We start from the raw sequence: 13,772 nt of genomic DNA, 5'->3' as shown, positions 1-13,772 counted from the left end.
ATCTCTCAGGAGACAGGAATGAAAGTAACGCTGCCAGAGTTTGAACGTGCAGGAGTCATGGTTGTCGGTGATGTGATGCTAGATCGCTACTGGTACGGTCCTACCAGCCGTATTTCACCTGAAGCGCCGGTTCCGGTGGTGAAGGTTGATACCATTGAAGAACGTCCCGGTGGCGCAGCAAACGTGGCGATGAACATTGCCTCTCTGGGAGCGAATTCGCGTCTGGTTGGCCTGACTGGGATTGACGACGCGGCGCGTGCGCTGAGCAAAACGCTGGCGGATGTGAACGTAAAATGTGACTTCGTTTCTGTGCCAACTCATCCGACGATCACCAAACTGCGCGTGCTTTCCCGCAACCAGCAACTGATTCGCCTGGATTTCGAAGAAGGTTTTGAAGGCGTGGATCCGCAGCCGCTGCATGAGCGTATTAACCAGGCTCTGGGCTCCATTGGCGCTTTGGTGCTCTCCGATTACGCCAAAGGCGCGCTGGCAAGCGTGCAGCAGATGATTGCTCTGGCGCGTAAGGCTGGGGTGCCGGTGCTTATCGATCCGAAAGGGACCGATTTTGAACGCTATCGTGGCGCAACGCTGCTGACGCCGAATTTGTCTGAATTTGAAGCGGTGGTCGGTAAGTGCAAAAGCGAAGATGAACTGGTTGAGCGCGGCATGAAAGTGATTGCAGATTTCGACCTTTCCGCGCTGCTGATCACGCGTTCCGAACAGGGTATGACGCTGCTGCAACCGGGCAAATCGCCACTGCATATGCCGACGCAGGCGCAGGAAGTGTATGACGTGACGGGGGCGGGCGATACGGTGATCGGCGTGCTGGCAGCGACGCTGGCGGCGGGGAACACTCTGGAAGAGGCGTGCTATTTTGCTAATGCCGCAGCGGGTGTTGTCGTCGGTAAACTGGGGACTTCCACCGTTTCCCCGATTGAACTGGAAAACGCCGTGCGCGGTCGGGCCGACACTGGCTTTGGCGTGATGAGCGAGTCTGAGCTGAAACAGGCCGTTGCCAGCGCCCGCAAGCGCGGTGAGAAAGTGGTGATGACCAACGGCGTGTTCGACATCCTACATGCTGGCCACGTTTCCTATCTGGCGAATGCGCGCAAGCTGGGCGATCGTCTGATCGTGGCGGTAAACAGCGATGCTTCGACCAAACGTCTGAAAGGCGAAACGCGTCCGGTCAACCCGCTGGAACAGCGCATGATCGTGCTGGGCGCGCTGGAAGCCGTCGACTGGGTGGTCTCTTTTGAAGAAGACACACCACAGCGTCTGATTGCCGGCATCCTGCCGGATCTGCTGGTAAAAGGCGGCGACTATAAGCCGGAAGATATTGCGGGCAGCAAAGAAGTGTGGGCGAACGGCGGTGAAGTGCTGGTGCTGAACTTTGAAGATGGCTGCTCAACGACCAATATCATCAAGAAGATCCAAAAAGACAGCGATAAATAACAAATGCTGGAAACGTATCGAACTTTTGGATGCGATACGTTTCTTGCTATTGATGCTGCTGTTTTCTTCAACCCAGAGTAAAGGAATAAGGGGAGAGGGGATTTCTCCCCCCGATTTACTTTTACATGACGTTACAATAAGCGTGCGTCACGCTGACCTTAAATCCGACCCCTCTTAGATTTCGTGGGAAACTGTGAACCAGCGCAGTGGTTTTGCGCACAATATGTACAGAATAACTTCGCATCCAGGGAAATACTGAAATTAGAAAAAGCATATGGCCTTAACAGATATTCAATAACTGGAGGGTATGCTCATGAACAGCAATATGTATTCAATGAACAATTTCGATTTCCTGGCCCGTAGTTTTGCCAGGATGCAAGCTGAGGGCCATCCCGTAGATATCCAGGCGATAACTGGGAATATGGATGAAGAACATCGTAGCTGGTTTTGCAAACGCTATGCGCTGTACTGCCAGCAGGCGACGGAGGCCAGGAAGCTAGAACTGGAACACTAACAGAAAAAACGGGCCTTGCGGCCCGTTGTCGTTTTTACTCTTGCGGATCGACTGACGGGATCGCGGGAGCAGGTTTAACTTCTGCCGTTTTTTCACGCGATTCCAGCTCAGTCAGACGTTGCTCAAGCAGCGCCAGCTTTTCACGGGTACGCAGCAAAACCTGAGTCTGTACATCAAACTCTTCACGGCTTACCAGATCCAGACGGGTCAGCTGTGACTGCAGCGTTTGACGAATTTTCTTCTCGACGTCTTCGCCAAACTCGCGGATCCCTTTCGGCATCGACTCGTGAACCTGACGAGCAATCTGCTCAATTTTTTTCGGGTCAATCATTGTGGTTTCCCTGAACTGGTACGTGTTGTTGCCTATTGTAGTGCGAACTGGCACAGGCATAAACCAGAATTGTGTGAAGCTAAGACGAGCAAAGGCGTTGATGAAGGTAATCAATAGCGTTATAGTTAACCCGCTTATTCTCAGGGCGGGGCGAAATTCCCCACCGGCGGTAAATCAACTCAGGTTGAAAGCCCGCGAGCGCTTTGGGTGCAAACTCAAAGGTCAGCAGATCCGGTGTAATTCCGGGGCCGACGGTTAGAGTCCGGATGGGAGAGAGTAACGATCCAGTCGGGCATGGACCCGCTCACGTTATTTTTTTGCCGCTTAGACGGTACTCCTAAGACTGCCCTGATTCTGGTAACCATAATTTTAGTGAGGTTTTTTTACCATGAATCAGACGCTACTTTCCTCTTTTGGTACGCCTTTCGAACGTGTTGAACTTGCGCTGTCTGCGCTGCGTGAAGGACGCGGTGTGATGGTGCTTGACGACGAAGATCGTGAAAACGAAGGCGATATGATTTTCCCGGCAGAAACCATGACCGTTGAACAGATGGCTCTGACCATTCGTCACGGCAGCGGTATTGTATGCCTGTGCATCACTGAAGACCGACGCAAACAGCTCGATCTGCCAATGATGGTGGAAAATAACACCAGCGCTTACGGTACCGGTTTTACCGTCACCATTGAAGCCGCAGAAGGCGTGACCACCGGCGTTTCCGCTGCGGACCGTGTTACTACGGTGCGTGCGGCAATTCAGGATGGCGCTAAACCTTCCGATCTTAACCGTCCGGGGCACGTTTTCCCGCTGCGTGCTCAGGCAGGTGGCGTGTTGACCCGCGGTGGTCACACTGAAGCAACCATCGACCTGATGACGCTGGCAGGGTTTAAACCGGCAGGCGTGCTGTGCGAACTGACCAATGACGATGGCACCATGGCGCGTGCGCCAGAATGTATCGAATTTGCCGGCAAGCATAATATGGCGGTAGTTACTATCGAAGACCTGGTGGCTTATCGTCAGGCGCATGAGCGCAAAGCCAGCTAATCGCAAATTACCACGTTAGTCGCGGTAAGTATAAAAAACCGAAGCCATCTTCCAGGCTTCGGTTTTTTTGTTTCTTGCTCCGATTATTTGGTTCTCACCCGCTTTAATGCCCATGCGGCGCTCATAATGACGAGCAACAGTAAGCACAAACTAAAGGCCAACAAACAGGCCTGCGCCATGTTCATAAAATGCCAAGGCGGGATCAGATACCAGCCTTCTGACTGCTGGTACAGATCGACAAACCACTTTTGCGTACTGCTGAGCGCCACGCCGTCGGGAACAATGGGAGCGTCATAGCCGCAATCTCCTGTGGGTTTAAACCACTCCGGTGCCCAGTTGGCCAGAGGCAAATTAAAAGGGAATGTCGGATCGGTGGAGCATCCCTGTACGCCAAACAGCGAATCCGGGTCCGGGTTATGTACAGCATAATGAATGCCGTTAAGTTTGATGGAGAACTTAATGCCCATGATGCTGCCGTAAAATGCCGCAATACAGCCGATGAGCTTCAGAACAACATTTTTGGGGTTGATTGCCGCAATCAATCCGCCAAAAACCATCACCAGCATGGCAAAACGAATGTAGACACATTGCTCGCAGGGGGCCATGTAGAGATAGATTTGGAAGAACGAGTGCGCCAGAATAATCAATCCACCCATTGCGCAAGCCATCAACAGCCACAGAAAGCGCTGTTCCTGCCATCTCACCAGGGTATCAACCGGTGTATTGCGTAAGTCTCGCCACGATCCTTTTATGAAAGCCATAGCCGGGTCCCTGTTTATTTTTTCGCGAGCTCTCTGACAAGCTCAGCCATGGAATCAATAGATTTGATATTTTTGGTGTAGATCAGGTATTTACCATTGACGACGTAAGCCGGAACGCCCTGGATTTTGGCGACATCATATGCTGCTTTCCATTTCTCCAGCGTTTGCTGGACGGCTGGATCCTTCAATGCCGCGTCAAAATCAGCCTGGCTCATGCCCGCTGCATCCAACCCTGTTTTGATGAATGAGGCGGGATCTTTACCCTCTGACCAGCGCTCTTTCTTATCGTGGTAGGCGGCGTAATAAGCGAACTTGGCTTTTTTAAACTGTGATTTGGCGTCAAACAATGAAATACCTGCAGCCATGTCCCTGGCAATCATTACGGCAAAGATTTCGCTGGCCTGTTTACCGTATTCCCCTTTGGTTTCCAGATGAAACGGAGTGAAAGTAACGACATCGGCGACTTTGTCTGACACGGGCCCTGTCACGGCTTTATCATATTTGTAGCAAAATGGGCAGGCGTAACTGAATACTTTGATCAACGTCTTATCAGCATTGGGAATTGGTTTTTCCAGAACCATATAATCAGTGCCTTCAGTAAACGCTGATGCTGCAAACGGTGAGGCAAGCGCGGCGGTTAATACCACACTTTTAAATAATGAAGTGATCCATTTAGATGACATAATTAATCCTTAATATAATGTAATTATTTAAACATTTGGCGTGGATGAACCAGCAATGCACGGTAGTGAGTTTGATTTGGCTTATCGGACAGGACATTAATTTCGACTTTGACTTCTTTTGTTTTGTAGTCAATTTCGTTGATTTTGCCGATGGTTGGCTGTCCAACGTCAAATAAATTAATCGAACCACCAAAGCCAAACATGGTGTCGCGATCTTTTTGATATTCGATAACCGAGGTGATAGGGCTATAAAAATCATAACCGCGCTCTTTTCCGTACTCCCAAATTTGCTGGACGGTCCCTTTTTTCTCGTCAATTTTATATTCGACGAAACGGGAGTATTTCATTGTTGGTAACGCCGGTTGTTCGAGTCCGCGGCCATCGCCGTTGTCAAAAATGGTAAGCGTTCCTTTGCTGGAGAGCCATGCGGTGTGTTGAGTGTAGGTAAAATCAAAATCGGTATTCTCGCACTTGCCATTTTCATCACATTTCAGTGCGTTGCCTTTATCATCAACCGGTTTTAACAGCTTGCTTGCCAGAGCCTTATTCCAGCCTTTAGACGGTGCAAGGATCCACTTCACCTGTTTATCGCGACCGATTTTGACAACCCCTTGATGGCGGGAAGAGATAATGATGGCGTCATCTTTGGCGTCAAAGGCGATGGAGTTAACGTGCGCCCAGTTACGACCAGCACCCACGCCGAGGGCGTCACCGTAGGGGGTATCTGGCTCCAGTTTTGCCTGCTGGCCGGCATGAGCGAGGTCCACGTTGACGCATACCGCGCCCGCATCCAACGCACCCAGCAGTGCATCACGCATCGGATCGAGAATTTTTGTCAGATCCCACACGTCAACAACACGACCGGATTTGTCGACTTCAATAATCTGGTCGCGGATAGTTTGTACGTGAATGCCATCTTCCTTACGATAATCACGTTTACCCACGCGAAGCAGTACGGTGCCGTTCACCGTTTCGACGGACTCATGCGATGCGTCGAGGAATCCGCGCGGCAGCTTATGGTCGGCCAGAATCTGGCCCATCATATCGAACTCATACCAGTGCTGGCCCTGTACGGCGGTGAAGGTGCCGCGCGGTGTCTCCCGTATCCCCATCAGGTAACCGCGCTTGTTGATATCCATGTCATGACCGTCATAGAAAGTGTCCTGATCCAGCCACCAACGATATTCGCCTTCCGTATCAACGACAAAGGTAAAGGGTGCGATATCAAAGGGTAATGCGCCACCGGCCAGACCAGCATCCAGGATACCGGCATTTTTATCTTTTTCACCATGCCAGTGGAATTCTGCGCCCTGCGCGGTAAAGGTGTGGGTATTCACCAGATAGAGACGGTCTTCAAAGCCAGGTGCGACCTTAATAACGTTTGTTTGCTGTAAATCGGAAATAGAACGGTTATCCATGTAGTGATTAACGATGGCAGATGTTTGCACCACGTAATCTTCCTTGATGGCCTTGCCATTTTCTTTATATTCAACAGTGACCTTATTAGCGAACTTTTGATAAAGGCCAAAAATAGGAACCCCATCGTAGGTGGCGAGGGATTCTTTGCCGACGGTATAGGTAATTGGGACTCCTTTTTCACCTTTACCATGAACGATAACTTTAACATCCGAAATAACGTGACTATCTAATTCAACCAGTGCGGTAAGAGGGGCGTTTCCGTATGGGTCAACGATTATCGCACCCAATTTTCCTGCGGGCTGGGCTGGTTGGAAACCAGCGGCAAATGAATTACCTGCGACAAAGCCAAACGTCAGTGCAAGCGTTCCGGCTAGAAGTGTTTTTCGGTACTGTGTAAACATGGATATATCTCCTTATATTATCTTTAGATATAACAGTGCTGAATATATTATGTTTTTACGATGTGAATATAATAAAAAATGGTATTGCCGATGCTACTTTTATGGTGAATATATTAATATTGATGTGGTGTATTATTTTGCAGGCGCTAATTTTTATTATTTTTTGGATGGTATGAGTGCGTTATTTTAAGGGCAATATTTATTATTGCGCAGTGTGATCTTGTCGACATTGTTTTATTTTTTATAACGGTGTTAACTATTTGCATAGCTGCTGGTTTATATGATCGAAATCATATATTTGTTTCTGGAATATGCCACTATAGGAGTATGTCAGAATAAGGTTGTGTAAAATTTTAACGTTAAATGTTTAATGATGTTAAATTTTAAGGGTAAAAGAATGTTTATCGCCTGGTACTGGATTGTATTAATTGCACTCGTTGCAGTTGGTTATTATTGCCATATGAAGCGTTATTGTCGGGCATTTCGGCAAGACCGGGATGCTTTACTCGAGGCGCGAAACAAACTCTTCCGTCGTTCTGGCGAAGATAACAGCGCGGTTAAGGAACAGGAATAGTCCTTCACGTTCTGCTATGGATGAGCGGATGCTGTAAATTAGCAGGGTGGCATCCGCCCTCTGAATTAGCCGATCCCCATGGACTGGAGGATGACAAGACTTAACCCCATCACCGACATTCCACAAAGTACCCCATAGCTGGGATTATTATTCGGGTCGATCTCTTTTGCCAACGGCATTAGCTCATCGACGGACAGCGCCACCATAATTCCTGCGACTGCTGCCATTATTGCCGCCATCACTACCGGTGAGATCAGGCTTCCCAGAATTAACCACGCCAGTACGCCGCCCAGGATTTCCGCCATGCCCGAGATCCCGGCCCAGAATATCGCCGTACGTTTGGAGCCCGTGGCTGCATAGACTGGACCCGCAACGGCTAATCCTTCAGGAATATTGTGTAATGCGACGGCAAGGGCAATACCAAAGCCCAGCTCGAGATTGCTGCTGGCGGTAACAAACGTCGCTATCCCTTCCGGGAAGTTGTGCAGGCTAATGCCGAGCGTTAATAAAATCGCGGTACGTTTAATGGAGCCGGGCAGAGGCCGCGTGGTTTTCTGTACCAGATCCTGAGGGTGCGCATGCGGCAATAGGCGGTCCAGGCCAAAGTATCCCAGTAAGCCAACGATAAACATTCCGTAGCCCAATACCGGCGACATACCTTCAGCAGCCAGTGCGGCTGGGAGCATCTCCATCAGTGAGATCAGTAACATAATCCCTGCGGCGAAGCCTAACGAAAAGGCGAGCACGCGGTTGGAGGGTTTTTGCCCTAACACGCCGAGAAATGCGCCGATAAACGTGGCGGCGCCTGCCAGTAAAGTCAGAAGTAAAGGTACTGACATCGACAAATAAAACTCCTTATCAATCTGCTGTCCGGGTCGGATCGTCAAAATAACTGATGATCTTCATCATGGTTATCTGAGTTCTTCATCAGCCGAATAAGCGTATTGTGGTGGTATCAAAATGACTCCCTCAGTAAGGATATCATCATGTCTTCAACTCGTATGCCAGCATTGTTTTTGGGTCACGGTAGCCCGATGAATGTTCTGGAAGATAACGTTTATACCCGCGCCTGGCAGCAACTGGGGGAAACGTTGCCGCGCCCGAAAGCCATTGTGGTGGTCTCGGCGCATTGGTTCACTCGTGGCACGGGCGTGACGGCGATGGAAGCGCCTAAAACAATCCACGATTTTGGCGGTTTTCCGCAGGCGCTGTATGACACCCATTACCCGGCTCCTGGATCACCGGAACTGGCGCAGCATCTGGTTGACTTGCTGGCCCCAGTGCCCGTTACCTTAGACAAAGAGGCGTGGGGTTTTGACCACGGTTCATGGGGCGTGCTGATCAAGATGTACCCGCATGCGGATATTCCGATGGTGCAGCTGAGCATTGACAGTACCAAACCTGCGGCCTGGCATTTTGAAATTGGCCGCAAGCTGGCGGCACTGCGTGATGAGGGCATTATGCTGGTAGCCAGCGGCAACGTGGTGCATAACCTGCGCACTGCGCGTTGGCACGGTGAGAACACGCCATATCCGTGGGCGACCTCATTCAACGAATATGTTAAAGCAAACCTGACATGGCAGGGACCGGTTGAACAGCACCCGCTGGTGAACTATCTCGATCATGAAGGGGGATCGTTATCGAATCCGACACCGGATCACTATCTGCCGCTGCTGTACGTATTAGGTGCCTGGGACGGCAAAGAGCCGGTGACTATTCCTGTTGACGGGATTGAGATGGGAAGTTTGAGTATGTTGTCGGTGCAGGTCGGATGATAAATGCGCCTGATGGCGCTGCGCTTATCGAGCCTACAGTTCGTGCTGTAGGCCGGGTAAGACGCAGCTACCACCCGGCACTCTCAGTCATTCGACAAAAATATGCGGATAGAAACGCGAGAGATCCTGCGTGATCAACGCGCGGTCTTCGCGAATGCCAATGCCAGCTGGTTGATCGTTGATTAGCCAGCTGCCGATCAACATATAGCTGTCGCCAAACTTCGGTAGCTGATGGAATTGCTGCACGATCATACCTTCTTCGCCGTACGGCCCTTCCACTGCTTCGATCGTTTTACCGTTTTCGATAATGGAAACGTTCGCGCCTTCACGTGAGAAGATCGGCTTTACGACGAATTTATCCATCTGAGGATAGTCATCTTCGGCGAAATACGCAGGCAGCAGATTCGGATGATCCGGGAACATTTCCCACAACAGCGGTAATAACGCTTTGTTGGAGATGATGCTCTTCCAGGCTGGTTCCAGCCAGCGAACGCCAGCGTCTTCCAGCTTGGTGGAGAACATTTCGCGCAGCATGAATTCCCACGGATAGAGCTTGAACAGGTTAGCAATGACCTGATCCTGCATATCCGTGAACTGACCTTTTTCACCAAGACCAATATCTTCGACATAGAGGAATTCAGTGGCGATTTCAGCTTCGGCAGCGCAATCCTGCAGATACTGGATCGTTCCGCGGTCTTCCACCGTATCGCGACAACAGGTCAGATGTAGCAACTGAAAACCATACTGCTCACGCAGCTCGGCGAAACGCTCGATCAGCTTTTCCTGCAGACTGTTGAATTGATCGCTGCCTTCCGGCAGGTTGCCTGCATTGAGTTGGTCTTCCAGCCAGATCCACTGGAAAAACGCAGCTTCGTACAGTGAGGTTGGCGTATCGGCGTTGTTTTCTAACAGCTTAGGCTCGCCCGTACCGTCCCACGCCAGATCGAGACGCGAATAGAGCGACGGTTGCTGTGTCTGCCAGGACTGGCGGACAAAGCCCCAGGTATGCTTCGGAATGCGAAACTTGGTCATCAGCTCATCGCTGGCGATGACCCTTTCCACCACTTTGAGGCACATTTGATGCAGCTCTGCGGTGACATCTTCCAGCTTTTCGACCTGAGCAAGCGTGAGCTTATAATACGCATCCTCACACCAGTACGGCTCGCCGTACATAGTGTGAAAGTTGAAACCGTATTCGGTGGCTTTATCGCGCCAGTCCGGGCGCTCAACAATACTGACTCTTTCCATGACGATCAGCCGCCCATTGAACGAGTGGTAGTACCGCTTGCGCTACGCTGCATGGTGCTCTGTTTAGCCACAGATTCGCCAAATCCGCCGCGGGTTACGGTAGAGGTGGTAGCCGGTTTCGGCGCCATGGCGGTTTTCGGTACGGTCATGGTGCGACCCGGCGTTGCGGCGCCGTAGTTTTTGCCGCCAGCATCCGTATATTTGCCGTATGCCGGGCTGGCCGGATTTTTCGAGCTGAACAGCGGCTGCTGAGCGCCCATACCGCCACCCATCATGCGGCCCATCATATAGCCTGCCATCAGCGGCATCCAGAAGCTGCCGCTGCTTTGATTCTGCGCCTGAGCCTGGCCTTCACCGGTCGGCGCCATGCCCGCTTGTGCAGGTGCCTGTTGGCACTGGCCTTCGCCGAATTCAGCGATACAGTCTTCGCGAGTGGCGTATTTTGGCGCGGTGCGTTCAGCTTCTTTCAGCGCATTGTTAAACGCGGTGGTACATTCGGCGCTTTTACCCGGATTAGCTGCAGAGCAGTCGTCCGCGTTCTGATAAAGCGAAACCGTTTCGTCACTCTTTTCACAGCCCGCGAGCATAAAAACAGCGGTAACTGCCAGAGCGACAGGAGTCAGGTGGCGCGCGCTCCAGCTTTTGCGGAACGAGGCGTGATGTATAGATTTTGTCCGTTTCATTTATGTCTTCCAGGACCCAGTGGTAACTCTGCTCAGAATAGAGGATGACTGGTCGAAATTGAAGCGGGAAGAGGCGAGAATGCGGAAGAAGGGGCGGATCTTTACGTTGCCTTACGTTCAGACGGGGCCGAAGCCCCGTCATCAGCATCAGTTACGGAACGGGTTGTTACCGTTGCTGCTGGTTGAACGTGCAGCCGTTGGTTGAGCCGCAGGCATATTGCCGTTGCTGTTAAAGTCATTCACAGCGGCATCTTGCTGCGGATTTTGCGGCGCGATGCTATCCGGAGAAGTCGGGATCGGTTTACCCAGCGTATTATTCAGCGCCACCAGATCCTGCTCGTTCAGCGTACCGAGCGCAGATTTGACGTTAAGCTGGTTGATAAGATAGGTATAACGCGCATTCGCCAGTTGCTGCTTGGCGTTGTACAGCGTGGTGGTGGCATCCAACACATCCACGATGGTACGGGTACCTACGGAATAGCCTGCTTCCATCGCATCTAAAGAGCTTTGGGCAGAGACAACCGCTTGTTTGTACGCGTTAATGCTACTGATAGAAGCATTAATGTTGTTGAACGAAGAACGCACGGTTTGCACCACGCTGCGGTGCGCGCTTTCCAGTTGCTCGCTCGCGCCAACAAAGTTGTACTGCGCTTGTTTCACCTTCGAGTTAACCATCCCACCCTGGTACAGCGGCAGCGAGAAGTTCAGACCGATTTTGTTCTGGCCCATGTTGCTGTCGTCATACTGGGAGGTGTTGGTTTTCGACCCGTTGTAGGAGGTGTCAGAAACGCCGGTAGAGGCGGTCAAACCCAGCGTCGGTAAGTGACCATCCTGCGCCAGACGAATCTGTTCACGCGCCAGATCCTGGCTCAAACGCGCCTGCAATAATGAGAGGTTGCGGTTTTCTGCTTCTTTCAGCAGCGCGTTCACCGCCTGCGGTTTGTTGGTTTTAAAGCCATCAACGTTCAGCGAAGCCAGTTCCGGGTAGTAGTTACCGGTCACCTGGCGCAGCTGTTCTACCGCGTTGTCGAGATTGTTACGCGCGGTAACTTCGTTCGCCAGTACGGTATCGTATTGTGAACGGGCGTTCTGTACGTCAGTGATGGCGACCAGGCCCACGTTAAAACGCTGTGTGGTCTGATCTAACTGACGATAGACCGCATCTTTCTGTGCCTGAGTGTAAGACAGCACGTCAATCGCGTTCAGTACGTTAAAATAAGCGGTAGCGGTATTCAGGATCAGCGTTTGCTGATCGGTCTGATACGTTACGTCCTGGATGCCTGCTGATTTTTCTTGCAGCGTCAGGGCACGCCATTTAGACATGTCGAACAGCGTCTGAGTCAATTGTAATGACGCGCTGGTTGCGTTGGAGTTGACGCCATTTGCATCACGGTAGCCATTGCTGTAGGTGTAATCGGCACCTAAACCTAGTTGCGGCAGTAATGGGCTACGCGCTTCGTTAATTTTTTCGAATGCAGCATCGCGATCGGCGGCGGATTTACGCAATTCCGGGTTGCTCAGGCGTGCTTGCTGATAAACCTGCATCAGGTTTTCTGCCTGGCTCAAAGTAGTGAACCCCGACAGGCTCAGGCCGATAAGGATGGGGAGCAATTTCTTCATTTGCATTCCTTGTTGTGAAGCAGTATTTAGCGCTGATCAAATTGTAAAAATATTTGCTGATTCTAGCAGAATCCGCCACTTCAAAAAGTTGGCGTTACGTGCCATACGGCGTTAATTTGCATCAATTTAACACAAGGGCGTTCAAACATCAGTCAAACGACCTTGAAATTCACATTTTAATCACTATTGGTTTCAGGACAGCACAATGCGTAAACCAGACAACTTGCCAATGACTTTCACTAAAAATGATGTAGAAATTATTGCACGAGAAACGCTATACCGCGGTTTTTTTTCACTGGATCTTTATCGGTTCCGCCATCGCCTGTTTAACGGTGGTATGAGCGGTGAGGTAAAGCGCGAAATTTTTGAGCGCGGACACGCGGCAGTCTTGCTACCCTTTGACCCTGAGCGGGACGAAGTTGTTCTGGTCGAGCAGATCCGTATCGCGGCGTTTGATACCAGCGAAAGCCCGTGGCTCCTGGAAATGGTGGCTGGAATGATTGAAGAGGGCGAAACCGTTGAGGATGTGGCTCGTCGTGAAGCGATGGAAGAGGCCGGGCTGGAAGTTAAACGTACCAAGCCCGTTCTGAGCTATCTGGCAAGCCCTGGCGGCACCAGTGAGCGCCTGTCTATTTTAGTTGGCGAAGTGGACGCCACGACCGCGAGCGGGATCCACGGTCTGGCTGATGAAAACGAAGATATTCGTGTTCATGTGGTGAGCCGGGAGCAGGCTTATCAATGGGTTGAAGAGGGGAAAATCGACAACGCGGCTTCTGTCATCGCCTTGCAATGGTTACAGCTGCACTATCAAGAGTTAAAAACTGAGTGGAAAAAATGAAGCGTTACACACCTGACTTCCCTGAAATGATGCGCCTGTGCGAAACCAACTATTCGCAATTGCGCCGTCTGCTGCCGCGTAATGACGCAGCCGATGAAACAGTGAGCTATCAGGTCGCAAACGCACAATATCGGTTAACGATCGTTGAATCGACCCGATACACTACGCTTGTCGCGATCGAACAAACGGCACCCGCGGTCACTTACTGGAGCCTGCCGTCATTGACAGTCCGCCTGTATCATGACGCGAGGGTGGCCGAAGTGTGTTCGAGTCAGCAGATCTTTCGCTTCAAAGCGCGGTATGATTATCCAAATAAAAAGTTGCATCAACGCGACGAAAAGCATCAAATTAATCAGTTTCTGGCCGACTGGTTACGGTACTGTTTAGCACATGGAGCGATGGCGATTCCGGTTTATTAGCGTCGTGAAACC

At 51.0% G+C, this 13,772-nt stretch carries 15 protein-coding genes and 1 riboswitch; of the genes, 7 read left to right on the top strand and 8 right to left on the bottom strand.

Annotated features, from left to right (window positions below; translation table 11 throughout):
• Positions 1 to 18 precede the first annotated feature (18 nt).
• Complete coding sequence (gene hldE / locus OGV38_RS21510) at positions 19 to 1,452, top strand: bifunctional D-glycero-beta-D-manno-heptose-7-phosphate kinase/D-glycero-beta-D-manno-heptose 1-phosphate adenylyltransferase HldE (RefSeq protein WP_016157492.1); 1,434 nt, start codon at positions 19 to 21, stop codon at positions 1,450 to 1,452.
• Positions 1,453 to 1,759: 307 nt separating this feature from the next.
• Positions 1,760 to 1,966: a cell surface composition regulator GlgS gene (gene glgS / locus OGV38_RS21505; protein WP_019077704.1), complete on the top strand. Its 207-nt coding sequence runs from the start codon at positions 1,760 to 1,762 to the stop codon at positions 1,964 to 1,966.
• A 34-nt stretch (positions 1,967 to 2,000) separates the two neighbouring features.
• Here glgS and ubiK read toward each other — a convergent pair whose 3' ends face one another.
• Entirely contained in the window at positions 2,001 to 2,297 is a 297-nt protein-coding gene (gene ubiK, locus OGV38_RS21500) for a ubiquinone biosynthesis accessory factor UbiK (protein ID WP_003024618.1), read from the bottom strand.
• A gap of 132 nt (positions 2,298 to 2,429) precedes the next feature.
• A riboswitch (FMN riboswitch) is annotated at positions 2,430 to 2,579 on the top strand.
• A 106-nt stretch (positions 2,580 to 2,685) separates the two neighbouring features.
• On the opposite strand from ubiK, the gene ribB reads away from it, so the two are divergent.
• Complete coding sequence (gene ribB, locus OGV38_RS21495) at positions 2,686 to 3,339, top strand: 3,4-dihydroxy-2-butanone-4-phosphate synthase (RefSeq protein WP_016154529.1); 654 nt, start codon at positions 2,686 to 2,688, stop codon at positions 3,337 to 3,339.
• Positions 3,340 to 3,422: 83 nt separating this feature from the next.
• Here the strand turns inward: ribB and dsbI are convergent, their stop codons facing one another.
• Genes dsbI through assT form a run of 3 tightly spaced genes read right to left on the bottom strand, consistent with a single transcriptional unit; the run spans position 3,423 to position 6,603 of the window.
• The gene (gene dsbI / locus OGV38_RS21490) at positions 3,423 to 4,100 is read right to left on the bottom strand and encodes a protein-disulfide oxidoreductase DsbI (protein ID WP_104651865.1); all 678 of its coding nucleotides are present in this window, start codon (positions 4,098 to 4,100) and stop codon (positions 3,423 to 3,425) included.
• A gap of 14 nt (positions 4,101 to 4,114) precedes the next feature.
• Complete coding sequence (locus tag OGV38_RS21485; protein WP_019077701.1) at positions 4,115 to 4,783, bottom strand: thiol:disulfide interchange protein DsbA/DsbL; 669 nt, start codon at positions 4,781 to 4,783, stop codon at positions 4,115 to 4,117.
• A gap of 23 nt (positions 4,784 to 4,806) precedes the next feature.
• Entirely contained in the window at positions 4,807 to 6,603 is a 1,797-nt protein-coding gene (assT, locus tag OGV38_RS21480) for an arylsulfate sulfotransferase AssT (protein WP_286474877.1), read from the bottom strand.
• A gap of 397 nt (positions 6,604 to 7,000) precedes the next feature.
• Here assT and OGV38_RS21475 point away from each other — a divergent pair, with 397 nt between their 5' ends.
• Positions 7,001 to 7,177, top strand: coding sequence for a hypothetical protein (locus OGV38_RS21475; protein ID WP_016154525.1), 177 nt, complete (start codon positions 7,001 to 7,003; stop codon positions 7,175 to 7,177).
• Between the two features lie 65 nt (positions 7,178 to 7,242).
• Here OGV38_RS21475 and zupT read toward each other — a convergent pair whose 3' ends face one another.
• Positions 7,243 to 8,016: a zinc transporter ZupT gene (zupT, locus tag OGV38_RS21470; RefSeq protein ID WP_016157488.1), complete on the bottom strand. Its 774-nt coding sequence runs from the start codon at positions 8,014 to 8,016 to the stop codon at positions 7,243 to 7,245.
• A 147-nt stretch (positions 8,017 to 8,163) separates the two neighbouring features.
• Between zupT and ygiD the strand changes: the two genes are divergently transcribed.
• Complete coding sequence (ygiD, locus tag OGV38_RS21465; RefSeq protein WP_016154523.1) at positions 8,164 to 8,952, top strand: 4,5-DOPA-extradiol-dioxygenase; 789 nt, start codon at positions 8,164 to 8,166, stop codon at positions 8,950 to 8,952.
• 87 nt (positions 8,953 to 9,039) lie between these two features.
• Here the strand turns inward: ygiD and OGV38_RS21460 are convergent, their stop codons facing one another.
• The 3 genes from OGV38_RS21460 to tolC form a co-directional block, all read right to left on the bottom strand.
• The gene (locus OGV38_RS21460; RefSeq protein WP_104651866.1) at positions 9,040 to 10,200 is read right to left on the bottom strand and encodes a glutathionylspermidine synthase family protein; all 1,161 of its coding nucleotides are present in this window, start codon (positions 10,198 to 10,200) and stop codon (positions 9,040 to 9,042) included.
• A gap of 5 nt (positions 10,201 to 10,205) precedes the next feature.
• Positions 10,206 to 10,883, bottom strand: a complete 678-nt coding sequence (locus OGV38_RS21455) for a DUF1190 family protein (RefSeq protein ID WP_016154521.1) — start codon at positions 10,881 to 10,883, stop codon at positions 10,206 to 10,208.
• A 147-nt stretch (positions 10,884 to 11,030) separates the two neighbouring features.
• A complete protein-coding gene (tolC, locus tag OGV38_RS21450; RefSeq protein ID WP_286474871.1) occupies positions 11,031 to 12,509 on the bottom strand; it encodes an outer membrane channel protein TolC in 1,479 nt (492 codons plus the stop codon).
• A gap of 199 nt (positions 12,510 to 12,708) precedes the next feature.
• Between tolC and nudF the strand changes: the two genes are divergently transcribed.
• Together nudF and OGV38_RS21440 are read left to right on the top strand one after the other, a co-directional pair.
• Positions 12,709 to 13,341, top strand: a complete 633-nt coding sequence (nudF, locus tag OGV38_RS21445) for an ADP-ribose diphosphatase (protein ID WP_016154519.1) — start codon at positions 12,709 to 12,711, stop codon at positions 13,339 to 13,341.
• Positions 13,338 to 13,760 (top strand): DUF1249 family protein, encoded by a 423-nt coding sequence (locus OGV38_RS21440; RefSeq protein WP_016154518.1) that lies wholly within the window; start codon positions 13,338 to 13,340, stop codon positions 13,758 to 13,760. The genes nudF and OGV38_RS21440 overlap by 4 nt, the downstream gene beginning before the upstream one ends.
• Positions 13,761 to 13,772: the final 12 nt, after the last annotated feature.

This window comes from Citrobacter sp. Cb080, from assembly GCF_030334745.1.
In the GTDB taxonomy this organism is placed as follows: Bacteria; Pseudomonadota; Gammaproteobacteria; order Enterobacterales; family Enterobacteriaceae; genus Citrobacter; species Citrobacter braakii.
This window is presented reverse-complemented; position numbering and strand designations above follow the sequence as displayed.